The following is a 21,769-nucleotide window of genomic DNA, read 5'->3' as shown; positions in this document are numbered from 1 at the left end:
TTCTGACACGGAAGCCATGAACGTCTATCTGCTGCAGATCGTCAACGGCATCGGCGTGGGCATGCTGTATTTCCTGCTCGCCGTCGGCCTGTCGATCGTGTTCGGCCTGCTGCGCTTCGTGAACTTCGCTCACGGCGCGTTCTACCTGCTCGGTGCGTATCTCTGCTACCAGGCGCTGCAATGGTCGGCGAATTTCTGGGTCGCGCTCGCGGTCGTGCCGCTCGTCGTCGGCGCGTTCGCGTGGAGCGTCGAAAAGCTCGTGCTGCGTCATGTGTACGCGCAGCAGCACGAATTCCACATCCTCGCGACGGTCGGGCTCGCGCTCGTGCTGCAGGAGTGCGCGATCCTCGCGTGGGGCCCGCTCGGCGACAACGTGCCGCCGCCCGACGCGCTGAACGGCGTCGTGATCTGGGGCGGCTTCGTCTACCCGAAATACCGGCTGTTCGTGATCGCGTTCACGGCCGTGCTCGCCGCGCTGCTGTGGTGGGTGCTCGAAGGCACGCGGCTCGGCAGCACGGTGCGCGCGGGCAGCGAATCGTCGGAGATGGTGTCGCTGCTCGGCATCAACGTGACACGCGTGTTCAGCCTCGTGTTCGCGCTCGGCGCGGCGACGGCCGCGCTCGCGGGCGTGCTCGCTGCACCGATCCGCGGCGTCGATCCGTTCATGGGCATCGAGGCGCTTGGCGTCGCGTTCGTCGTGGTCGTCGTCGGCGGGATGGGGAATTTTCTCGGGGCGCTGGTCGGCGGGCTGCTGGTCGGCATCGTGCAGAGCCTGATGAGCACGCTGTGGCCGGAAGGGGCACGGCTGATGATCTATGTCGCGATGGCGGCCGTGCTGCTGTTGCGTCCGAACGGGTTGCTGGGGAGGGCCGCATGATCGAATCGTCGAAACCGCTGCCGCCCGGGACGGCGGCCTCATCACGCCCGCAGCCGTGGCGCGGCGCATGGCAGCGACCGGAAGGCTGGCTCGCGGTGGCCGTCGTGTGCGCGCTGCCGGTTGCGCTGAGCTCGGGCTCGCTCGCGACCGAGGTGCTGGTGTTCGCGCTCGCCGCGCTCGGCTGCAACCTGCTGCTCGGCTACACGGGGCTGCTGTCGTTCGGGCAGGGCATCTTCTTCGGGCTCGGCAGCTATGCGGCGGGGCTGGTGCTGACGCACGGCGTCGCATCGGTGACTGCCGCGCTGGTTGCAGCCACCGTGCTCGGTGCCGCCGCGGCCGCGCTCGTCGGCTGGTTCTCGATCCGGCAGCGCGGCACTTACTTCGTGATGCTGACGCTCGCGTTCGGGCAGCTGTTCTACTTTCTCGCCTACACGACGCCGAACATCACGGGCGGCGACAACGGGCTGCTCGACATCCCGCGCCCCGCGTTGTCGCTGTTCGGGCATCCGCTCGTCTCGCTCGGTTCACCGTGGCGCTACTACGGCTTCGTCGCGGTGCTGTTCGTCACGGTGTTCTGGCTGCTGTTGCGCGTGTCGCGCTCCGTGTTCGGCCGCACGCTGCTCGCGATCCGCGACAACGAGGCGCGCGCGGCGGCGGCCGGCTACGACGTGAAGCGCTTCAAGCTTGCGGCGTTCGTGCTGTCGGGCGCGGTCACGGGTTTCGCCGGTGCGCTGCACGCGTTGATGACGGGCATCGCACCGCTGTCGAACATCGACTATCACACGAGCGAGATGATCCTCGTGATGACGGTGATCGGCGGCACGGGCAACCTGTTCGCGTCGGTGCTCGGCGCGGCATTCTACGTGCTGTTCGCGGACTGGCTGTCGACGCTGTGGCCGCGCTGGCTGCTGCTGCTCGGCCTCGTGCTGATCGCGGTCAGCCTGTTCATGCAGCGCGGGTTGTGGGGATTGGGTGAACGCGTCACGGCGTCGCTGCGGCGCGGCGGACGCACGGCGGCGACGACCGGGGAGCGGCAATGAGCGAAGCGATTCTCGAGGCGCGCGGCATCGTCAAGCGCTACGGCAAGTTCACGGCGCTGGGCGGCGTCGATCTGCGGATCATGCCGCGCACCGTGCATTCGGTGATCGGGCCGAACGGCGCCGGCAAGACGACACTGTTCCATACGTTGACGGGCACGCTGCCGATCACGTCGGGCTCGATCCTGTTCGACGGTCACGACGTGTCGCGCGAACCCGATCACAAGCGCGTGCGGCGCGGCATCGCGCGCTCGTTCCAGGTGACGAGCCTGTTTCCGAACCTGAGCGTGCGCGAGAACCTGCGCGTCGCCGCGCAGGGCGTCGAATCGCGGCGCGCGCTGAATCCGTGGGTGCCGCCGCGCGGTGCGCTTGCGCACGACGGCATCGTCGACGACGTGCTCGAGCGGCTCGGCCTGCAGCGCTTCGCCGATACGGCGGCCGGCGTGCTGTCGCACGGCCAGCAGCGCCGGCTCGAGGTCGGGATGGCGCTGGCGGCGCGACCGCGCGCGATCTTTCTCGACGAGCCGACATCGGGCATGGGGATCGACGATCTCGACGACATGAAGGCGCTGATCCGCGGCCTGCGCGACGACTACACGGTCGTGCTGATCGAACACAACATGGGCATCGTGATGGACATCTCGGACACGATCACGGTGATGCAGCAGGGCCGTGTGCTGGTCGAAGGCAAGCCGGACGCGATTCGCGGCGACGCGCGCGTGCGCAGCGCGTATCTCGGCAACATGATCACGGGAGGCCGCGCATGATGCTCGACGTGAAGGAAGTTCATGCCTGCTACGGCAAGAGCCACATCCTGCAGGGCATTTCGCTGAACGTGCACGAAGGCGAGACGGTGACGCTGCTCGGCCGCAACGGCGCGGGCAAGTCGACGACGCTCAAGACGATCGCGGGCGTCGTCGCGCCGACCGGCGGCACGGTGACGTTCGCGGGCCGGCCGGTGTCCGGGCAGCCCGCGCACCGGATCGCCGCGCGCGGCCTGTGTTTCGTGCCGGAGCATCGCGGCATTTTCCGCCTGCTGTCGGTCGAGGAGAACCTGCGGCTCGGTGCGCGCCGCGATTCACCGTGGCAGCTCGACGACATCTACCGGATCTTCCCGCGCCTGAAGGAGCGTCGCCGCAACGGCGGTGCGCAGTTGTCGGGCGGCGAGCAGCAGATGCTCGCGATCGGCCGCGCGCTGATGAACCACCCGCGGCTCTTGATGCTCGACGAGCCGGTCGAAGGGCTCGCGCCGGTGATCGTCGAGGAGATCGTCGAGCAACTGAAGCAGATCAAGGCGGCCGGCGTCGCGATCCTGCTCGTCGAACAGAACCTCGAAGTGTGCACGCAGCTCGCCGACCGCCACTTCGTGATCGAGCAGGGCGTGATCGTCTACGAAGGCAGCAACGCGGCGTTCGCGGCCGATCACGAGGTGAAGGACCGTTACCTGGGTGTCGGCGTCGCGTAAGCGCCGCGCCCTTTCAATGCGAGGAATTCCATCGATGCAAGTTCAGGATTCGACACCGGGCGTCGCGGCGTCCGGCTTGCGCGTCGACGGCGCGCGGCTATGGGACAGCCTGATGCGTCTCGCGCGGATCGGCGCGACCGACAAAGGAGGCGTGTGCCGCCTCGCGCTCACCGACCTCGATCGCGAGGCACGCGACCTGTTCGCCGCGTGGGCGAAGGAAATCGGCTGCACGGTACGCGTCGACGCGATCGGCAACATCTTCGCGCGGCGCGCGGGCGAATGCGACGACCTGCCGCCCGTGACGACGGGCAGCCACATCGACACGCAGCCGACCGGCGGCAAGTTCGACGGCAACTACGGCGTGCTCGCGGGCCTCGAAGTGCTGCGCACGCTCGACGATGCGGGTGTGCGCACGCGGGCGCCGCTCGAGGTCGTGGTGTGGACCAACGAGGAAGGGTCGCGCTTCGTGCCCGTGATGATGGGTTCCGGCGTGTTCGCGGGCGCGTTCACGCTCGACCATGCGCTCGCGCAATGCGACCGCGACGGCGTGTCGGTGCGCGACGCGCTGGCCGCGATCGGCTATGCGGGCGATGCGAACGACGGGCGCGGCGCGCATCCGGTTGGCGCATATTTCGAAGCGCATATCGAGCAGGGCCCGGTGCTGGAGGCGCACGACACGACGATCGGCGTGGTCGAGGGCGCGCTCGGGCAGTGCTGGTATGACGTGACCGTGCACGGCATGGAGGCGCACGCCGGCCCGACGCCGATGGCGCTGCGGCGTGACGCGCTGCTCGTCGCGTCCGATCTCGTGCGCAAGGTGAACGACATCGCGTGCGCGCATCCGCCGCATGGACGCGGCACGGTCGGCTGGGTCGACGTGTACCCGAATTCGCGTAACGTGATTCCGGGCCGCGTGACGCTGACCGTCGACCTGCGCGCAGCCGACGATGCGACGCTGGCGGAGATGGACGCGGAATTGCGCGCGACATGTGCCAACCTGGGGGCGGCAGCCGGAATGCAGATCGACATCGCGGCAGTGGTGTGCTTCCCGCCGCAGCCGTTCGATCCGGCGCTGGTCGAGCAGGTTCGTGCGGGCGCGCACGCGCTCGGGCTGTCGTCGATGAACGTGATCAGCGGCGCAGGCCACGACGCCGTGTATCTCGCACGCGTGGCGCCGACCGCGATGATCTTCGTGCCGTGCAAGGACGGAATCAGCCACAACGAGATCGAAGACGCCGATCCGGTCCACCTGGAAGCCGGCTGCAACGTGTTGCTGCACGCGATGCTCGGTGCCGCCGGGATCGCGGAGGGCCGCGCACGATGAAGATCCTGATCGCGCGGATGAACCATGAGACCAACACGTTCTCGCCGGTGCCGACGCCGCTTGCCGCGTTCGGCCGCAACGGCCCGGACTGGGGCGACGACGCCTATCGCGCGAATCGCGGGATGCGCACCGCGATGGCCGCGTTTCTCGACGCGGCCGAGCGTGAAGGCGCCGACATCGTGACGCCGGTATCAGCGGCCGCGAACCCGAGCGGACCGGTCGCGGCCGACGCGTATGCGGCGATCTGCGACGCGATCATCGCGGCGGCGCCCGGTTGCGATGCGGTGATGCTCGACCTGCACGGCGCGATGGTCGCCGAGCAGAGCGCGGACGGCGAAGGCGACCTGCTCGAGCGCGTGCGCGCAGCGCTGCCCGGCGTGCCGATCGCGGTCGCGCTCGACCTGCATGCGAACGTCACGCAGAAGATGGTCGATCACGCGGATGTGATCGTCAGCTTCAAGACTTACCCGCACGTCGATATGTACGAGACGGGCGAGCATGCGGCACGCGTGCTGTTCGACCGGCTGCACGGCCGCGCGCGGCCCGTGCTCGCGTGGCGACAGCCGCCGCTGATGACGTCGACGCTGCGCAGTGCGAGCGCGGAAGGCGCGATGCGGCGCGCGGTGGAGGCCGCACGCGCGGCCGAGGCCGACGGGATGCTCGCGGTCTCGGTGCTGCCCGGCTTCTCGCTCGCGGACATTCCCGCGCCGTGCATCAGCGTGGTGGTGGTGGCCGATGGCGACCGCGCCGCGGCCGACGCAGTGGCCGAGCGCATCGCGCGGCAGATCTGGGACGCGCGCGACGATTTCGTCTATCGCAGCGCGCCGCTCACCGAATCGGTTGCGCAGGCCGCTGCGCTCGCGCGCGGCGCGGATCGCCCTGTGCTGATGCTCGATCATGGCGACAACTGCATGTCGGGCGGCCCATGCGACACGATGGACCTGCTCGAGGCCGCGCTCGCGCACGGGCTCGGCGGCATCGTCAGCGGGCCGTTGTGCGATCCGCAAGCCGTCGCGGTGCTGATCGTCGCGGGTGTCGGCGCGACCGTCACGGTACCGGTCGGCAACCGCCTGCCGTCACACGGCGGCGTGCGGCGCGCGCCATTCCATGCGACCGGCATCGTGCGTGCGCTCACCGACGGCGAATACGTGATCACGGGGCCCACTTACACGGGGCAGCGCGCGTACATGGGCCGCACGGCCGTGCTCGACATCGGCGCGGCCACGCTCGTCATCACCGAGCGGACGCAGGAGCCGTGGGATCTCGGCGTGTTCGAGAGCGTCGGCGTCGATCCGCGCCGCGCGCGCTTCCTGCTGCTGAAGTCGCGGATGTATTGCCGGCCGGTATTCGTGCCGATCGCGGCCGCGCTGGTCGAGTGCGACAGCCGGGGCGTGACGGGTTCGGACTACGGGCTGTTCCATTACGAGCGGCTTGCGCGGCCCGTGTATCCGCTCGACGACGTGGGCGAATGGTCGTCGTCCGGCGCGCGACGGATGGCGTGACGGAAACCGACCGGGCGCGAGACACCGGCGTGACCGGCTTTCGGGCATCATGCGATGGCACCGACCCGTCGAGCAGCAGGGTCGATGCCATCCATTGTGTCCGCAACCGATCCGGAGAATCGACCGACATGCATTCGAATCCTATTCGCCCGCGCAGCGCGCGCCTGCTCGCCGCGCTGACCCTCGCCACGACGGCCGTTGCCGCCCACGCCGCCGACTGGATCGTGTCGGGCAACGACGGCAAGTACCAGCGCGTCGAGGGGCGCGACACCTATCTGGCGTCGCCGCCCGCCGACACGCTGACGCTGCTCGACGCCAGCACGTTCCCGCCGAAAGTCGCGCTGCAGGTCGACGTCGAGAACGGCATCCAGGGGCCGCCGCAGGCCGTCGCGATTACGCCCGACGCGAAGCTTGCGCTCGTCGGCGCGCCGACACGTTACGACACGGCCGCGAAGCAGCTCGTGTTCGACACGTTCCTGCAGGTCGTGAATCTCGACGCCGCGCCGCCGTCGATCACGCGCATCGAGCTCGGCACGCATCCGCAAGGGATCGCGATCGACCGCTCGGGCAAGCTCGCGCTGGTCGCGAACGTCGACGGCAGCGTGTCGATCCTGCGCATCGACGGCACGAACGTGACGCTCGACGGCAACCTGAAGATCGGCAAGAAGCGGCTGGCCGGGATCAGCTTCACCCATGACGGCAAGCATGCGCTCGTGTCGCTGCGCGACGAGCAGGGCATCGCGGTGCTGAACGTCGACGACGGCAAGGTGACCGACAGCGGGTCGCGCCTGAGCACCGGCGTCGCGCCTTACACGATCGACGTGTCGAGCGACAACCGCTGGGCCGTCGTCAGCAACGTCGGGCTCGCGGGGCTGCCGGGCTATACGGGCACGCTGGCGGGCGACGCCGATTCGGTCGCGCTGATCGACGTGTCGCGCGTGCCGTTCCGCACGGTCCAGTACCTGACGGTGCCGTCGTTGCCGGAAGGCGTCGCGATCTCGCCGAACGGCAAGTGGATCGCCGTGCAGGCGATGGACGGCTCGAACCTGACGGCCGACAACCCGGGCCGCCACAAGATCGGCAAGGTGCTGCTGTTCGAGATCCGTAACGGGCAGGCCGTGAAGGTGAGCGAATTGCCGGGCGGCGAAGCCGCGCAAGGCATCGTGTTCACCGCCGACAGCCGGCACGTGATCGTGCAGTTCAACGTCGAACGGCAGCTGGCGCTTTATTCGGTCGAAGGTGGCAAGCTGCGCGATACGGGCAAGCGGATCGCGCTGACGGGCGGGCCGTCTTCGTTGAGGACGTTGCCGCGCTGACGCGCACGGCCTCGACTCGTTCAGTTTCGCAGGTTCATGCGGCGCCCGGGTTCGCCGGGCGCCCGTCAAAGCACACCTCCTGTGCGCCGCCGTTGCAACGCAACAAATGGCGGAACTTTGTACCCAAAGCCACTTAACCCCGGATTGTTTAGTTAAACAAACTGAAAATTCGGGAAACTTCCTGTAGTGAATAAACAGTCGTTGCGGCACTGTAAGCCCGTGGGAAGCATGTGACGTTCCGGGAGTCAGGGCGGTGGAGGCGACGGTTGCGGCAGCAACGATCGTCGCCGGCTGCTCGCATGTGAAAGTCAGCGTGACGTCGCCTGGGGGGGCCAGCCGACGTCGCGCCGCGCGGCATCGATGTGCCGCGCAAGGCCGCAAGCCGGGCGGCGTGCCGGATGATCATCGGCGCCGGATCCATCGTTTTAATTAACGGTACTAAATGAAAATATGAAAAATCCACGACTCTTGCTCGTCGCCGCACTGGCTTGCGCGGCATTGGCCGCGTGCGGCGGCGACGACGTGAATAGTGTCCAGGCACCCAGCAGCGGCGCAGTCGACACGCCGTCGACCGTGCCGCCGACGGCGGGGCCGTCCCAACCGTCCCAACCGGATCAACCGGCCCCGCCGAAGCGCACCGACATGGCGTTGACGCAGTTCGTCAATCCGTTGATCGGCACGCAGGTCAATGCGGATTCCGGCTACGCGGGCAACGTGAGCCCGGGCGCGATGGTGCCGTTCGGGATGGTGAATTTCGGGCCGAACACGCCGCGCTACGACTTCAACGGCTCGGGCGGCTACCTGTCGTCGGGCGGGTCGGGCGGCACGATCGACTTCTTCAGCGTGACGCACCTGAGCGGTGTCGGGTGCCCGGGGCAGGGCACGGTCGCGATGCTGCCGACCGACGCGGCGACGGCCGTGGCATCGGGCGGCCGGCCGAACGGCATCGGATACCGCTACGCGGATGAAACGGCTGAACCCGGGTACTACAAGGTGCGTCTCGCGAACGGCATCGTGACGGAGCTGAGCGCGACCGCGCGCACTGGCATCGCGCGCTTCACGTACACGAGCAAGGACAAGGGCTTCTTCTCGATCGACGCGAAGCTGAACGGCAACAGCGACTCGGGCAGCACGAAGGTCACCGCGAACCACGTCGCGCTGGCGCTGGCGAGCGACGGCAAGTCGATGAGCGGGCAAGCCGTGGCGCCCGCGTTCTGCACGCCGTACGGCACGGTGTGGAATGCGCCCGTGTATTTCTACGCGACCTTCGACAAGCCGCTGCGCAAGCAGGCAGGCACCTCCGCGGTGAATACGGCCAGCAACGGCGCGGCGACGCTGCAGTTCGACCTGACCGACGCGGACCGGGCCGTCACCGTGAAAGTCGGGGTGTCGTCCGTCAGCGTCCAGAATGCGCAGGCGAACCTGAAGGCCGAGGGCGAGACGCTCGCATTCGACGACGCACGCAAGAATGCGTCCGGCCTGTGGAATGACCGCCTCAACACGATCCAGATCGACCAGGCCGCGACGCCCGCAGCGCTGAACGCGACGCAGAGGGCGAACCTGACGAAGTTCTACACCGCGCTCTATCGCGTGTTCGGCACGCCGACGCTCTACAGCGACACGAACGGCGAATTCCGCAGCATGCGCCAGCCCAGGAACGCGGATGGCAGCTATCCGAAGTCGGTCGACCAGACCGGCACCATTCCGCCGCGCGCGACGGCGAAGGTCAGTGATTACGCATTCCGGCGTGCCGACGGATCGCTGGGCGGCGCGGGCAACCACTACACGGGTTTTTCGCTGTGGGACACGCACCGGTCGCAGGCGCAGTTGCTGGCGCTGCTCGCACCGAAGGAGTCGAGCGACATGATGCAGTCGCTCGTCGTCGACGGGTTGCAGTGCGGTGCGTTCCCGCACTGGGTCGACGGCAGCGACGACTCCACGCCGATGGCGGGCGACAATGCGCTGAACGTGATTGCCGGCGCGTACAAGTTCGGCGCGACCGATTTCGACCTCGTATCGGCTGCCCGCCTGACGAAGCAGTCGGTGTTCGATCCGTCCAGCGCCTGCAACGACCGCACGAGCGCGGCGGGCCTCGCCAATTTCCTGACGGCCCACTACCTGTCGCAGGGCGATGACGGTCACTCGTCGTCGGCGACCATCGAGCGCGTGCTGAGCGACCGCTCGGCGGCTGCGTTCCTGCAGGCGCTGCCCGCGAGCGTGCTGAACGCGCCGTCGGTCGGGGTAACGCCGGACAACATCGGCACGCTGTACACGCGCGCCGGGTGGTGGCGCAACATCTTCGACTACACGAACAAGGTGATCGCCGCGCGCAATGCGCCGCCGGCCGGCTCGGCGCCCGGTACGCTGGGCACGCTCGTGCAGGGTTCGTTCCACGAATCGACGGAACCGAACTACTTCTGGACCTTCGCGCAGGACTGGAGCGCGCTGATCGATGCGATCGGCGGCAAGCAGGCGGCCGTCACGCGGCTAAACAACCTGTTCGCGATCACGACACCGTTCTCGACCGTGCCGTCCTCCAGCAGCCTGAACGGCGGCGAATCGTCGAACACCCTGTACATCGGCAACGAACCGTCGTTCCAGTCGCCGTGGGGGTACAACTGGGCCGGGCAGCCGAGCGGCGCACAGTACGTTCTCCCGATCATCATGTCGAAGGCGTTCACGACCGCTCGCGACGGGCTGCCGGGCAACGACGACATGGGCGCGACGTCGAGCTGGTACGTGTGGGCGGCGCTCGGGATGTTCCCGGTCATTCCGTCGGAGGCGGGGCTCGCGCTGTCCACGCCGCAGTTCAGCGGGATCACGGTGTGGTTCGGCAACGGCAAGACGCTCCGGCTCGAAAGCGACAAGCAGGTCGCGATGGACAGCGCGGGGCGCCCGTCGTTCGCGTATATCCAGTCGCTGAAGGTCAATGGCGCGGATTACGCGGGGTCATGGTTGCCGCTGGGCAAGATCGCCAATGGCGGGACGATGAACTACGCGCTGTCCGCGACGCCGACGCACTGGGCGGCCGCCGACAACCTGACGCCGCCGTCCGGGCCGAACGCGGACTACACGCAGATGACGGCCGGCGGGTCGGCAGCGGCGATGCGCATGCGCGAGGCCGGCGCGCGATAAGCCCAAGCGGGCACGACGCGCAGGGGCCACCCTGCGCGCCCGTCGAGACGACGCCATCCGGGAGCACGACACCATGCAATCGATATCGCGCCGGGAATTCCTGTCGTACAGCGCAGCGCTCGGCGGTTATTCGATCCGTCGACCGGCGCGCGTGTGCTGCCGGCGTTCTACAGCGACAACCACCTGAACCCGATCCCCGGCGGGAAGCGGCAGATCGCGATCGACCTGCCGCATGCGGGCGGCGCGCCGGTGTCGCGCATCGCGCTGCGCGTCGACGGGTGGCGGCTCGATCGCCCGAACTGCCGCCCTGGGGTCGCCGGCGTGCCGGTCGTGTTCAACGAGCGCGCGCCGACGGTGCCGACGTTCGCGGCCTGCTGACGGAGGCGTGGGTTGCGTGAAGGCGCGCCAAGCGGGAGCGAGCCGGTGACGCGCCGGGTCGAAAGCCCGCGGCGTTCGCTTCAGGCAGGCCGGCCGTGACGGATCGAGAAACGTGTCGAGCCCGCGCGCTTACGGGCGCAGCAGATCGAACCCGCCGAATACGACGACACCGCTCAATACGATCATCGCGACGGAGTGCTGGCCGAAGTAGAGAATCGCGGCGGCAAGCCACGTCGTGATGCAGAAGGCGCCGATGCGGGCCATCGTGGGTTCCTCGAATGCGTGATGAAGTGCGTGCGCGCCGCATGGTGCTCGCCGCTCGACAGGGCGAGCGGGGCACACCGGCGGACGAAAAAGGCGACCCCGCGCAGCCGCGACCGCGGCGCCGGCACGTGCCGCGTGCCGCGTGCCGCGCCCGGAAGGGCGGGAGTCGAAGCCGGCGGCGTTGCGCGCACGTGCCCGGAGGCGATCGGTGCGCGGATCCCGCTGGCGAAGCGGCGATTTTACCAGCGCCGCCGGGCCGTCAATCTGGCCCTTTCGTGGCTAAACCGGTCGATCTTCGGCTAAATCAGTCCGTCCCCGATACTCAAGTTTCGTGTGACGAATGCCGTAAACGAGTTGGAAGGCAGTTTCATCCCAGTCACGATTCGCTTACCGACATACGGACCGACACGATGCAGATCGATTTCTCCACGACCACACGCTCGCCGCTGGCGGACAGCAACCTGAACGCGAATGCTTCGTCCGGCGCTGCTGCGACGACGTCCGCCGCGCCCGCCGCAACGTCGTCCACCGATGGCGCGACGAGTACCTCGGGTGCTACGAGTGCGACCTCCACCGCCGGCACGAAGGATGCGACCGGCGCCACCGGCGAAACGCTCGGCGCATCGGGTGCGTCGTCGGACGACCCGGCGGTCAGCCAGTTGAAGGCGCTGATCGAGCGGCTGCAGAAGCAGCTCGCGGCACTCGAGCAGCAGATGGCGAGCGCGAGCCAGCGCGCGAAGGACGACCCGGCCGCGGCGATCGAACAGCAGTCGTTGAGCGCGCAAGCCAGCGCGATCTCGGGGGCGCTGTCGACCGCGATCTCGCAACTCGCGGCGGCGATCCAGAAATCGGGCGGCTCGCAGGCGGGCGGACTGGTGTCGACGCAGGCCTGACCGGTCGCGGCCAGGTCGGCCGCACGCATTACAATCGTGAGCACGTCTCCCTCGACAGGACGGCTGAACGATGCATGCGGAATTCAACGACGACGATCTCGCCCGCTTCGAGTCGCAAGGCGGCACGCCGCTGCCGGCGGCTGATGAACAAGGATGGCTGGAACACGACGGCGCGCGCATCTGGCACGCGTCGTTCGGCCATGGCCCGGCGGTCGTGCTGCTGCACGGCGGCCTCGGCCACAGCGGCAACTGGGGCAACCAGGTGCCGGCGCTGCTCGCGGCCGGCTACCGCGCGATCGTGATCGACAGCCGCGGCCACGGCCGCAGCACGCGCGACGACGAACCCTATTCCTACGAACGCATGGCCTCCGACGTGCTGGCGGTCCTCGACGCGCTGCACGTCGACCGTGCGCGCTTCGTCGGCTGGAGCGACGGTGCGTGCATCGCGCTCGTGCTGGCCGACCGCGCGCCGGAACGGGCGGCCGGCGTGTTCTTCTTCGCGTGCAACATGGACCCGGGCGGGACGAAGGAGATCGTGCCGAGCCCGCTGCTCGACCGCTGCTTCGCGCGGCACCGCAAGGACTACGCAGCATTGTCCGCGACGCCGGACCAGTTCGACGCGTTCGTCGCGGCGGTCAGCGAAATGATGCGCACGCAACCGGATTACCGCGCGCAGGATCTCGCGGCGATCGCCGTGCCGGTGACGATCGTGCTGGGCGAGCACGACGAATTCATCCGGCCCGAGCACGCGGCGTACCTGGCGCGCACGATTCCGGGCGCGACGCTGACGACCCTCCCCGGCGTGAGCCATTTCGCGCCGCTGCAGCGGCCCGAGCGGTTCAACGCGGCGATGCTGGCGTTTCTCGACCGGCTGCCGGGGTAATGCGTGGGACGACCACGGGCTGACCGTCCGGCCGAGATTCGGACGGCGCGCGCGGCCCGGCCGCGAGCGCGCGCATTTGCCGCCCGGGGTTCAGACCATCGCGTTGTCGGCGCCGGGAATCTCGTGCGCCTTGATCTGCTTGCGCTGCATCTTGAACCGCAGCCTCGAGAGCATGCCGTCCTCGTAGCTGATGCGCGTGATGGTGCGCACGAACTCGTCGTCCGGTGCGATCGCCTGGGCGCCCATGATCCAGCGCACCCCTTCGCGATAGTCGTAGAGCGACTTGTCGCCGATGTCGGCGAGGCAGAACGACAGCGTGGCCATCGCGGCCGGATGGCCCGCTTCGGCATGCTGGCGTAGTTCGTCGAGATAGCGATGGCGCGACGCATGATCCTCGATGTCGCTGATGAACATCAGCATGCTCTCGAGCGCATCCGTATGCCCCATCTCGTGCGCCTTGCGCGCGGCTTCGACGGCCTCGACCTGCATGCGCGCGCGCTCGGCCCGATCCGTGCTGGTCTGGCCGATGTGGTGGTACGTGTATCCCAGCTTGTAAGCGGCCACGTTGCCGCCGGCCTCCATCGACTCGCGGAAGAAGTGGGCGGCGCGGTACGGGTCGGCTTCGACATGCGTGCCGTCCCTGTAGAAGCAGCCGAGCAGGTAGCCGCATGAATTTCCGCCCGCCTCGTAGCCGAGCTGGCAGATTGCAAAGGCATCGGCCGGGCGCCGGTTTCCATCCTCCATCGCGGTGGCGAGCTGGTTCCATGCGAGCGAGCCGGGCTCGTTCAGGCGCGCGGCTTCCAGCCATGCAGCGCCGCGCGCGTCGTCCTGGGCGAAGCCGAACGTGCCGGTGCGATGCGCGTAGCCGCGCAGGATCATCGCCGCCGTGCAGGCGCGTGCGTCCGACGCACGCTGGATCGCGCCGGTCAGCCAGTCGCCATGCGGATCGAGGGCGAGCGTCAGTCGCAAACCCATCGCCATCGCGCGGTTGTCGTCGATAGGCTCGTTGCGTTCGGCTTCCTGCAGGCGGGCGTATGCCTGTTCGTCTTCGTTGCGCATGAAATGGCTGCGCGCGAGCCAGTGCAGCGTCTCCCAGCGGTGATACGGATGCAGCGCGGCGTTCGCGCGGGCGAGCGTCGCGGCCATCGCGCGGCGTACGGTGTCGTCGTCGTCATCCGAATCCAGCGTCTCGCCGTAATACTCGTCGCGCCAGATCTCGTGGCGCAGCCGGTCCTTCTCGACCGCGTCGAGGTGCGCGCACGCATCGGAATCGATGAAGGCGCGGACGTGATCGTGCGAGCCGCCCCAGCGCGGCTGCATGTACCAGATGAACGTGCGCATCGAGAAGTACTGGGTCGGGTGGATGTGCAGCGTCGCCTCCATCCAGTACCACTTTTCCTTGCGCAGCTTCTTGCCCTGGACGGGGCCGGGCAGCGCGTCGGGAAATTCCGCCGGGCAGGCGACCGGCTCGTCGGGATTCAGTCCCGAGCGCACGAGCATGCGCTGCAGTTCGGCGCGCGTGGCTTCGTCTTCGGCGCCGACGTTCAGGTGCAGTTCGGTGACGGGCCAGCGGCGCTCGCGTACGAGCTGCGTGAGCCACTCGGGCTCGCCGAACGACGACACGCTCGTGAAGATCACCTTCGGCGCGCTCCACATCGTCGGCGCGAGCACCAGCGCGCGCAGCGCGGCGACGATCGTCAGTGCCGCGCACGCATGTGCGCCGATCCAGCCGGCTTCGGTCACCGTCTCGGCCCAGCCGCCGCCGCGATACTCGTACGCCCAGTGGTGCCAGTAGTGCGCTTCGCACAGCCACGCATGGGCGGAGCGTGGATTCGCGGCCTGCCATGCGCGCAGGCGCGCGAGGCCTTCCGCGCCAGCTTCGATGCAGGGTTGCACGTCGGCCGGCAGTGCGTCGACGTACCGCGCTTCGGCGGTGCGGTCGGTGAAGCTCGCGGCGAGCGCGGCATCGAGCTGCGTGTCGAGCGCGGCAAACTCGCCTGCGCGCAGCAGCGCGTCGACGTCGCAGATGAACCAGCGGGATTTCGCGGGCGGAATCAGGTCGGCGGGAACGGAGGACATGTCGGTGTCGGCGGTCATGACGAAACGGGTTGGGGGTCGAAGATGCGGTAGCGCTTCCACGGCAGCGAAAGCCAGTTTCCGGACGGATTGCGCAGGTGCTCGCGCACTTCCTGGGTCGCACGCGACGACGCGGGGCCGTCCTGGCCGCTGCCGCGCAGCCAGTGCTGGCGCGCGCGTGCATACGCGAGCCCGAAGTCTTCCCAGCTGTCGAAGCTGTCCTGCGCGCGCTGGGCATTGAGCAGCAATACCACCCACGCATGCTGTTCGGACGCCCAGCCGAGCAATGCGATGCAGCGCACGAGAAACGCGGTACGCGCGCAATCGAACGCCAGCGCATCGCGCACGCGGCCTTCGGCGGCGAGCTGTTCGTAGAAGCCTTCGTGCGAGCGGCCGACGCCGCGTATCCAGCCGGCGAGGATGGCCGGCACGCGCTGCACGACCTGCCACTCGGGCAGGTCGGCCGGCAGGTCGAGTTCGCGCCGCAACTGGGCGGCGAGCTTGTCGCGCTGCGCGTCGGGCAGTGCGTACACGAGCGCGTCGCAATCGCAGCGCAGCCCGTTGCGGATCAGCAGGATGTCGGCGAGTGCAAGCGACCAGCGGCGGCGGTTCGGCGGCGCCTGCTCGGCCAGTGATTGGGCGAGCTTGACGGCGGCGGTCTGCCGGACCGTGACCGCGGCGTCGGCGCCCGCGACCTGGTCGGCGTCGACTTCGCGCACCATCCGCGCCGCGACCCGGACCGACCGCCACACGTACCACACGACCCACAGCACGGCTGCGCCGATCAGCCATTTCAGCATGGCGCGCTCCCGTCTGCCGGTGCAGGCAACGCGAACGTCGCGCACAGCGCGGGATCGATCGCGATGCCTTCGATCTCGAACGCGGTGGTGACCGGCGGTGCGCTGCCGGGCGCTTGCGTGGCCGGCAGCGCATCGGCCGGCAATGCGTGGCGCGCGGCCGCTGCAACGGCCGGATCGATTTGCCGCAGCTGGCCGAGCGCATGGGGCGCGTTGCGCAGCAGCAGCCATTGGAGTACCGCTGGCGGCTGCGGGAAATGCTCGATCAGGTGGAAGTTCTCGCTCATCACGCTCAGCAGATGGTCGGGCGAGCGCACGTCGGTGACGAAAGTCCATTCGCCGGTGCCCGCGCCCGGCGTGTCCGGTTCGAACACGAGCCCCATGCCTTCGCAATCGGGATGCCGTTCGCCGCGCGGCGCGAGCGCGCGCAGGAACTGGCGGACGTCGTCGGCGTAGCGGCGCACCGGATGGCGGTTCTGCTTGCCCTTGATCTGGTCGATGCGCAGGCCGTTGCCGGTCACCTGCAGGCTGATCGTCACGTGCGGCTGGTTGCCCGCGCCGCGCAGCGTGAACAGGCGCAGCCGGCCCTCCTGCGCGGCTTGCGCGTACTGTTCGCCGTAGCCGCCGCGCAGCCGGCGGCGATCCGCGAACTGGCCCAGGCAGTGCTGCATGTAGTACGACTCGTAGGCGAGTTCCTCGCGCAGCGCCGCGTGGTCGCCCGCGAATTCGAACACGATCCCGTTCGGCGTGCGCAGCACCTCACGCAGCGCGAGGCCGCTGCTCGGCACCCAGCCCTTGTCGCGACGCGCCTGCATGCGCTGGTGCTCGCGCTCCCACATGTCGAGCGCCATGGTGCACGTGATGCGCTGCAGCTTCTGCGCGAGCCGCGTGCCGGCGCGCGAGCGCAGGAATTCGACCAGCACGCGCTCGCGGTCGGTCAGCAGCATGTGCTCGGGATCGATGAAGTAGAGCGGCTTGGGTTCGACGGCCGGCAGCGGCGCCGGATCGGCGGCCGCGCCGGAGGCCGGTTGCGGACGGAACCGGCGCACGAGCCAGTCGGGCGCCGGCCGGTCGGCGCCGGCGAGCGAGCGGTAGTCGGCAAGCGAATCGAGCGGCTGCGCCTGCTCGAACGCGCCGACGACCCAGCGGAAGAAGTGGTTGCCGAGCCACGCGCGGATGTCGGCCGGATCGCCGCGCTCGGCGCTGCGGCGGGCGATGGCCGCCTTGATGTCGGGCGCATTGACGACATCGCGCGGCCGATAGGCGGACGCGGCCACGGTTTCGGTCACGGGGTTGCTCTCCGGTCAGGCAGGGCGTGCGCGGGCCTTGCGCGCGGGACCCTGGCGGTTCTTTCGGCTGGCGGGCGATGCAGCGAACGGGCGCGCACGTGGCGCGCGGCGGCGTGGCGTGTACCCGCTGCGGAGCGGTCGATGCGTGAAAATCACGCGACCGGGCGACAGCCCATGACGCGGGAGCAGGCGATCAGCGAATGGCGATTCATTGGTTCTCTCAGGATGGATCTTATTTTTTGCTTCCGCGAGTCTACTGCGATCCGCGCGGGTGAATCAATCGCGCGATGCGCCAGCGCATCGGGATCTGACAAGACTTATCTCTTTTTCACCGATTTTCGATGCGGTGCGATTCGTCCGCCGGATTGCATGCTGTTAAAACCGACAGGTTTTTCCGGCAAAACGACGAGCGGTTCGGCAATGGCATCACGCCAAAGCAGTCCTTCGCGTATCTCATAAGATTTTCTTTAGTCTCGCGCAACATATCGTCGATTGTTGGCGGCCGATCGACAGCGGATAGTCCTGCTTCGGCTGGCCGGCCACTGCGACTACCGCACGGCACGGCCGGATCCGTTGTCCACGCAACCATCAGAACTCGAAGGAACCGCAACCATGCGATTCAACGCGACACGCTTCGCCGCGACCCTGTTCGTCGCCGCGTGCGCTACCGCCACGGCCGGCCGCGCGGCCGCCGTCACCCAGGACGAACTCCGCGACACCGTCACCCGCCACATCGCGCCGCTGATGAAGCAGTACGCGATTCCCGGCATGGCGATCGGCGTTGTAGCCGACGGCAAGCCCTACGTGTTCGACTACGGCGTGATGTCGACGCAATCGGGCAAGCCCGTCACCGGCGATACGCTGTTCGAAATCGGCTCCGTCAGCAAGACGCTGACCGCGACACTCGCGGCCGATGCGCAGGAGGGCGGCGAACTGTCGCTGGCCGACCCGGTGGGCAAATACCTTCCCGCGCTGCAGGGCAAGCCGTTCGGTGTCGTGACGCTGCGCGATCTCGGCACGCACACGTCCGGCGGCCTGCCCGTGCAGGTGCCGGACAGCATCCGCGACGACGCGGGCCTGATCCGCTATCTCGACGCGTGGCGGCCCGCGCACGCGCCGGGTACGTACCGCACGTATTCGAACGTGTCGGTCGGCATGCTCGGGTGGCTCACCGCGAAGGCGATGCACAAGGATTTCGCGGTGCTGATGGAGCAGCGGCTCTTTCCCGCGCTCGGGATGACGCACACGTACATCAACGTGCCCGACGCGCGCCAGGCCGACTATGCGCAGGGCTATACGCAGGACGGCAAGCCGATCAGGATGACGGGCGGCATGCTGTGGAAGCCGGCCTACGGCGTGCGGACCACGGCGGCCGACCTGCTGCGCTTCGTGCAGGCGAACATGGGGCTGATCGAAACCGCGCCGCGCCTGCAGCGCGCGCTCGAACGCACGCATACCGGCTATTTCCGCGCGGGGCCGCTGACGCAGGACCTGATCTGGGAGCAGTACCCGTATCCGGTCGCGCTGCCGACGCTGCTCGAAGGCAACTCGATGAAGATGCTGCGCGACGGGTTGCCGGCCGCCGCGATCAAGCCGCCGCTCGCGCCGAACGCGAATACGTGGATCAACAAGACGGGCTCGACCAACGGCTTCAGTACCTATGTCGCGTTCGTCCCGTCGAAGCGGATCGCGATCGTGATGCTCGCGAACCGCAGCTATCCGAACGAGGACCGCGTGAAGGCCGCGTACGGGATCCTCGGCGCGCTCGACGGCGGGCGGTAACGTTTCCGACGCCGGGGCCGGGGCGGCTCATTCCTGCGGCTGCGCTTCGTACGCGACGAAGATCTTCCGCGTGTGCTCGACGACTTCCCACGTGCCGCGAAAGCCCGGCGGAATGACGAAGCGATGGCCGGCGCGCAGGGTTTTCGCGTTGCCTTCCTCGTCGGTGATCACCGACGTGCCTGCCAGGATCTCGCAGTATTCCGCTTCGGTATATGCGACCCGCCAGCGGCCGGGCGTGCTTTCCCAGATGCCGGTCGAGAAACGGCCGCACGGGCTCGTGAAGCCGGGCGTGAGCGTCTGCAGCGGGTCGCCCGCCAGCAGCTTCTCGGGCGGCACGCGGTATTGCACGGGTTCGCCATTGGGGGTGAGGGCATCGGTGATGGTGGAAATGTCGAGCACGGCTGGCATCCTTCGTCGTCGTGAAATGAACGCGCCGACGACGCGTTCGCATGATTCCATATTGGCCGGCAGCTTCGTCAGTTGCCGGTTTTCAGTTGTTGCCACAGGCGGTTCTCGAGTCGCGCGATGTCGGCGGAACGCGGCTTCGAGAGTGTCATCCTGTCGAGCACCTCGGCGGACAGGTACACGTTCGGATCGTGCGCGACGGCCGGCGTCACGTACTGATGGGCCGCCTTGTTCGCGCTCGGGTAGTAGATCTCGTTGGTGATGTCCGCGTTGACCTTCGGGTCCTCGATGTAGTTGATCCATTGCAATGCGGCCTCGGGATGCGGCGCATCCTTCGGAATCGCCATCACGTCGAACCACAGGATGCCACCTTCCTTCGGGTTCGCATAACGAATCTCGTAGCCGCGTTTCGCCGCGATCGCTTCGCGGCGCGCGACGCTGACGTCGCCCGACCAGCCCAGCACGACACATACGTCGTTGTTCGCGAGATCGTTGTTGTAACCCGACGAATTGAACTGCGTGATGTACGGGCGCACCTTCTTCAGCATGTCGAACGCCGCGTGGTAGTCGGCCGGGTTCTTGCTGTTCGGATCCTTGCCGATGTACTGGAGCGCGGCGGCGAACACGTCGTCCGGCGCATCGAGGAACGACACGCCGCAGCCCTTCAGCTTCGCCACGTTGGCCGGATCGAACACCAATGCCCAGCTGTCGAGCGGCGCGCCGTCGCCGAGTGCCTTCCTGACCGCCTGCACGTTATAGCCGATACCGTCGGTGCCATAGGCCCACGGCACGCCGTACTGGTTGCCCGGATCGGATTCCGCGATCTTCTTCATCAGTTCGGGATCGAGGTTGGCGAGATTCGGCAGCTTCGACTTGTCGAGTTTCTGGTAGACGCCGGCCTGGATCTGCTTGGCCATGTAGTTCGAGGTCGGCACGACGATGTCGTAGCCGGAACTGCCGGCCAGCAGCTTCGATTGCAGCGTGTCGTCGCTGTCGTAGACGTCGTAGCGCACGTGCACGCCCGTTTGCTTCTGGAAATCGGGGATCGTGGTTTTCGCGATGTACTCGGACCAGTTGTAGACGTTCAGTTCGGCATCGGAAGCCTGGGCGGGTGTCGCCGACAGCGGCGCGAAACAGGCGGCGGCTGCGATCGCAACCGGGAAGGCGAGACGGAAAGCGCGGACGATCATGGTCACTCCCTTTCGAAACGAGGGCGGCGCACGGCATCGCGCACGCGCGCCGCGGGTCGGTCGACGAGGCTCGCGGCGGCTCGCCGTGCTGCGTGCGCGCACCGGCGGGCCTCACCGAATCTCGGGGATGACTGTATGCGGCGGCTGTTGGCGTGTCTGTCCATGAAATCCGTACAGCGGGTCTGCGGCATGCACCGGAAACCCGCGCGCGGGAATTGGCAGCGCACTTTTGGCGTGGTAACGGTAGGCGTCCCGTTCTCCCGTACATCGTATGACCGACCATGACGCCGATACGACGATCGATATCCAGCTGGGCCAGCTCGTCTTCATGTCCGAGGCGCTGTCGGCCGTGGCCGCCGCGATCGGCTCGCCGGATTTCGTCGCGGTCGTGTTCGAGAACCTGACGCGCATCGTCGATTGCGATTCCATTCATCTCGATTACGAGGACGAGTCGCTGCACGATCGCCGGGTCGGCTGGATCGGCAGCTACGGCACCTATCCGGACCAGATCGAGCGCACGATGACGCGCTATTACCGCGATTTCGCGCGAATCGACACGACGTTCGACTGCATCCGCGGTGAACGCGACACGCAGCTGCTGCAGCTCTCGACGCTGCGGCTGAACCCCGAGATCCGCCGCGCCTTTTACGACTCCGAGGACATCCACGACGAGTGCGTGGTCACGTATCGTGTGGACGAGCTGACCTATGCGCTGTCGGTGTGCCGCGCGCGACGACTGCCGGCGTTTTCGCTGAAGGAGCTGAGCATCGTCCGGCATGTCGCGCTGATCGTGTTGCCGCTGGCGGTCGCGCATCGGCGCATCGTCGGCGATCGCCAGGCCGATGCGGACGCGGCTGCGCCGCGCGCGCAGGAAAGCGGTGCCGCACGGCGCTTGAACGACGTGTTCGGGAAGCTCACGTCTCGCGAATCGGAGGTGTGTGCGCGGCTCATTCGCGGCAGGAAGACGCAGGACATCGCGCTCGAACTCGGCATCCAGCCGTCGTCGATCGATACCTACGCGCGGCGCGCGTTTGCCAAGCTCGGCATCGAATCACGCCGCCAGCTGCTGAACCTGCTGCTGGATCATGACGTGCTCGATGCGTCGTCGGCCCGGAAGGGTGTTGCGTGATCGCGCGCGACGATAGCGCGGCCCGAT

20 protein-coding genes are annotated in these 21,769 nt (G+C 68.0%); 14 read left to right on the top strand and 6 right to left on the bottom strand.

Translation table 11 applies throughout. The annotated features are described in order from the left end of the window. Nucleotides 1-16 precede the first annotated feature (16 nt). The 9 genes from CFB47_RS36715 (at nucleotide 17) to CFB47_RS36675 (ending at nucleotide 11,034) form a co-directional block, all read left to right on the top strand. The gene (locus CFB47_RS36715) at nucleotides 17-877 is read left to right on the top strand and encodes a branched-chain amino acid ABC transporter permease (protein ID WP_039355129.1); all 861 of its coding nucleotides are present in this window, start codon (nucleotides 17-19) and stop codon (nucleotides 875-877) included. Further along, entirely contained in the window at nucleotides 874-1,917 is a 1,044-nt protein-coding gene (locus CFB47_RS36710; protein ID WP_089464178.1) for a branched-chain amino acid ABC transporter permease, read from the top strand. The genes CFB47_RS36715 and CFB47_RS36710 overlap by 4 nt, the downstream gene beginning before the upstream one ends. Next, a complete protein-coding gene (locus CFB47_RS36705) occupies nucleotides 1,914-2,681 on the top strand; it encodes an ABC transporter ATP-binding protein (RefSeq protein WP_089459594.1) in 768 nt (255 codons plus the stop codon). Before CFB47_RS36710 ends, CFB47_RS36705 begins: the two co-directional genes overlap by 4 nt. After that, the gene (locus CFB47_RS36700; protein WP_089464177.1) at nucleotides 2,678-3,379 is read left to right on the top strand and encodes an ABC transporter ATP-binding protein; all 702 of its coding nucleotides are present in this window, start codon (nucleotides 2,678-2,680) and stop codon (nucleotides 3,377-3,379) included. The genes CFB47_RS36705 and CFB47_RS36700 overlap by 4 nt, the downstream gene beginning before the upstream one ends. Nucleotides 3,380-3,413: 34 nt before the next feature. Continuing rightward, on the top strand, nucleotides 3,414-4,703 hold the full coding sequence (locus CFB47_RS36695; RefSeq protein WP_089464176.1) for a Zn-dependent hydrolase: 1,290 nt from the start codon (nucleotides 3,414-3,416) through the stop codon (nucleotides 4,701-4,703). After that, nucleotides 4,700-6,205 carry a M81 family metallopeptidase gene (locus CFB47_RS36690; RefSeq protein ID WP_089464175.1) on the top strand — a complete coding sequence of 502 codons (1,506 nt, stop codon included), beginning with the start codon at nucleotides 4,700-4,702 and terminating at the stop codon, nucleotides 6,203-6,205. The genes CFB47_RS36695 and CFB47_RS36690 overlap by 4 nt, the downstream gene beginning before the upstream one ends. Before the next feature lie 128 nt (nucleotides 6,206-6,333). Next, nucleotides 6,334-7,521: a beta-propeller fold lactonase family protein gene (locus CFB47_RS36685; RefSeq protein WP_089464330.1), complete on the top strand. Its 1,188-nt coding sequence runs from the start codon at nucleotides 6,334-6,336 to the stop codon at nucleotides 7,519-7,521. Nucleotides 7,522-7,971: 450 nt separating this feature from the next. After that, on the top strand, nucleotides 7,972-10,656 hold the full coding sequence (locus tag CFB47_RS36680) for a glycoside hydrolase domain-containing protein (protein WP_089464174.1): 2,685 nt from the start codon (nucleotides 7,972-7,974) through the stop codon (nucleotides 10,654-10,656). 78 nt (nucleotides 10,657-10,734) lie between these two features. Next, nucleotides 10,735-11,034, top strand: a complete 300-nt coding sequence (locus CFB47_RS36675) for a hypothetical protein (RefSeq protein WP_306426910.1) — start codon at nucleotides 10,735-10,737, stop codon at nucleotides 11,032-11,034. A gap of 129 nt (nucleotides 11,035-11,163) precedes the next feature. Here CFB47_RS36675 and CFB47_RS41945 read toward each other — a convergent pair whose 3' ends face one another. Then, the gene (locus tag CFB47_RS41945) at nucleotides 11,164-11,298 is read right to left on the bottom strand and encodes a hypothetical protein (protein WP_006767081.1); all 135 of its coding nucleotides are present in this window, start codon (nucleotides 11,296-11,298) and stop codon (nucleotides 11,164-11,166) included. 410 nt (nucleotides 11,299-11,708) lie between these two features. On the opposite strand from CFB47_RS41945, the gene CFB47_RS36660 reads away from it, so the two are divergent. After that, nucleotides 11,709-12,191 carry a hypothetical protein gene (locus CFB47_RS36660; protein ID WP_089464172.1) on the top strand — a complete coding sequence of 161 codons (483 nt, stop codon included), beginning with the start codon at nucleotides 11,709-11,711 and terminating at the stop codon, nucleotides 12,189-12,191. Between the two features lie 70 nt (nucleotides 12,192-12,261). Further along, on the top strand, nucleotides 12,262-13,074 hold the full coding sequence (locus CFB47_RS36655) for an alpha/beta fold hydrolase (RefSeq protein WP_089459587.1): 813 nt from the start codon (nucleotides 12,262-12,264) through the stop codon (nucleotides 13,072-13,074). 90 nt (nucleotides 13,075-13,164) lie between these two features. On the opposite strand, the gene CFB47_RS36650 is transcribed toward CFB47_RS36655, so the two are convergent. The 3 genes from CFB47_RS36650 to CFB47_RS36640 are packed head-to-tail and all read right to left on the bottom strand — an operon-like array spanning nucleotide 13,165 to nucleotide 17,236. Beyond that, the gene (locus tag CFB47_RS36650) at nucleotides 13,165-15,153 is read right to left on the bottom strand and encodes a DUF4034 domain-containing protein (RefSeq protein WP_256946841.1); all 1,989 of its coding nucleotides are present in this window, start codon (nucleotides 15,151-15,153) and stop codon (nucleotides 13,165-13,167) included. 14 nt (nucleotides 15,154-15,167) lie between these two features. Then, nucleotides 15,168-15,950, bottom strand: coding sequence for a DUF1266 domain-containing protein (locus CFB47_RS36645; protein ID WP_089459585.1), 783 nt, complete (start codon nucleotides 15,948-15,950; stop codon nucleotides 15,168-15,170). Next, nucleotides 15,944-17,236 (bottom strand): hypothetical protein, encoded by a 1,293-nt coding sequence (locus tag CFB47_RS36640; protein WP_089464170.1) that lies wholly within the window; start codon nucleotides 17,234-17,236, stop codon nucleotides 15,944-15,946. The genes CFB47_RS36645 and CFB47_RS36640 overlap by 7 nt, the downstream gene beginning before the upstream one ends. A gap of 141 nt (nucleotides 17,237-17,377) precedes the next feature. Here CFB47_RS36640 and CFB47_RS40935 point away from each other — a divergent pair, with 141 nt between their 5' ends. Both CFB47_RS40935 and ampC read left to right on the top strand, forming a co-directional pair. Continuing rightward, nucleotides 17,378-17,695: a hypothetical protein gene (locus CFB47_RS40935; protein WP_143329568.1), complete on the top strand. Its 318-nt coding sequence runs from the start codon at nucleotides 17,378-17,380 to the stop codon at nucleotides 17,693-17,695. A 153-nt stretch (nucleotides 17,696-17,848) separates the two neighbouring features. After that, on the top strand, nucleotides 17,849-19,018 hold the full coding sequence (gene ampC / locus CFB47_RS36635; protein WP_089464169.1) for a class C beta-lactamase: 1,170 nt from the start codon (nucleotides 17,849-17,851) through the stop codon (nucleotides 19,016-19,018). A gap of 27 nt (nucleotides 19,019-19,045) precedes the next feature. On the opposite strand, the gene CFB47_RS36630 is transcribed toward ampC, so the two are convergent. Further along, nucleotides 19,046-19,417 (bottom strand): cupin domain-containing protein, encoded by a 372-nt coding sequence (locus CFB47_RS36630; RefSeq protein WP_373453174.1) that lies wholly within the window; start codon nucleotides 19,415-19,417, stop codon nucleotides 19,046-19,048. Nucleotides 19,418-19,494: 77 nt separating this feature from the next. Continuing rightward, nucleotides 19,495-20,613 (bottom strand): polyamine ABC transporter substrate-binding protein, encoded by a 1,119-nt coding sequence (locus tag CFB47_RS36625; RefSeq protein WP_089464168.1) that lies wholly within the window; start codon nucleotides 20,611-20,613, stop codon nucleotides 19,495-19,497. A 271-nt stretch (nucleotides 20,614-20,884) separates the two neighbouring features. On the opposite strand from CFB47_RS36625, the gene CFB47_RS36620 reads away from it, so the two are divergent. Next, nucleotides 20,885-21,742: a helix-turn-helix transcriptional regulator gene (locus tag CFB47_RS36620; protein ID WP_089464167.1), complete on the top strand. Its 858-nt coding sequence runs from the start codon at nucleotides 20,885-20,887 to the stop codon at nucleotides 21,740-21,742. The last annotated feature ends 27 nt before the right edge of the window (nucleotides 21,743-21,769 follow it).

Origin of the sequence: Burkholderia sp. AU27893 (assembly GCF_002223205.1) — a bacterium.
Taxonomy (GTDB): domain Bacteria; phylum Pseudomonadota; class Gammaproteobacteria; order Burkholderiales; family Burkholderiaceae; genus Burkholderia.
Note: the sequence above shows the minus strand (reverse complement) of the source record. Positions and strands in the feature narration are given on the sequence as shown.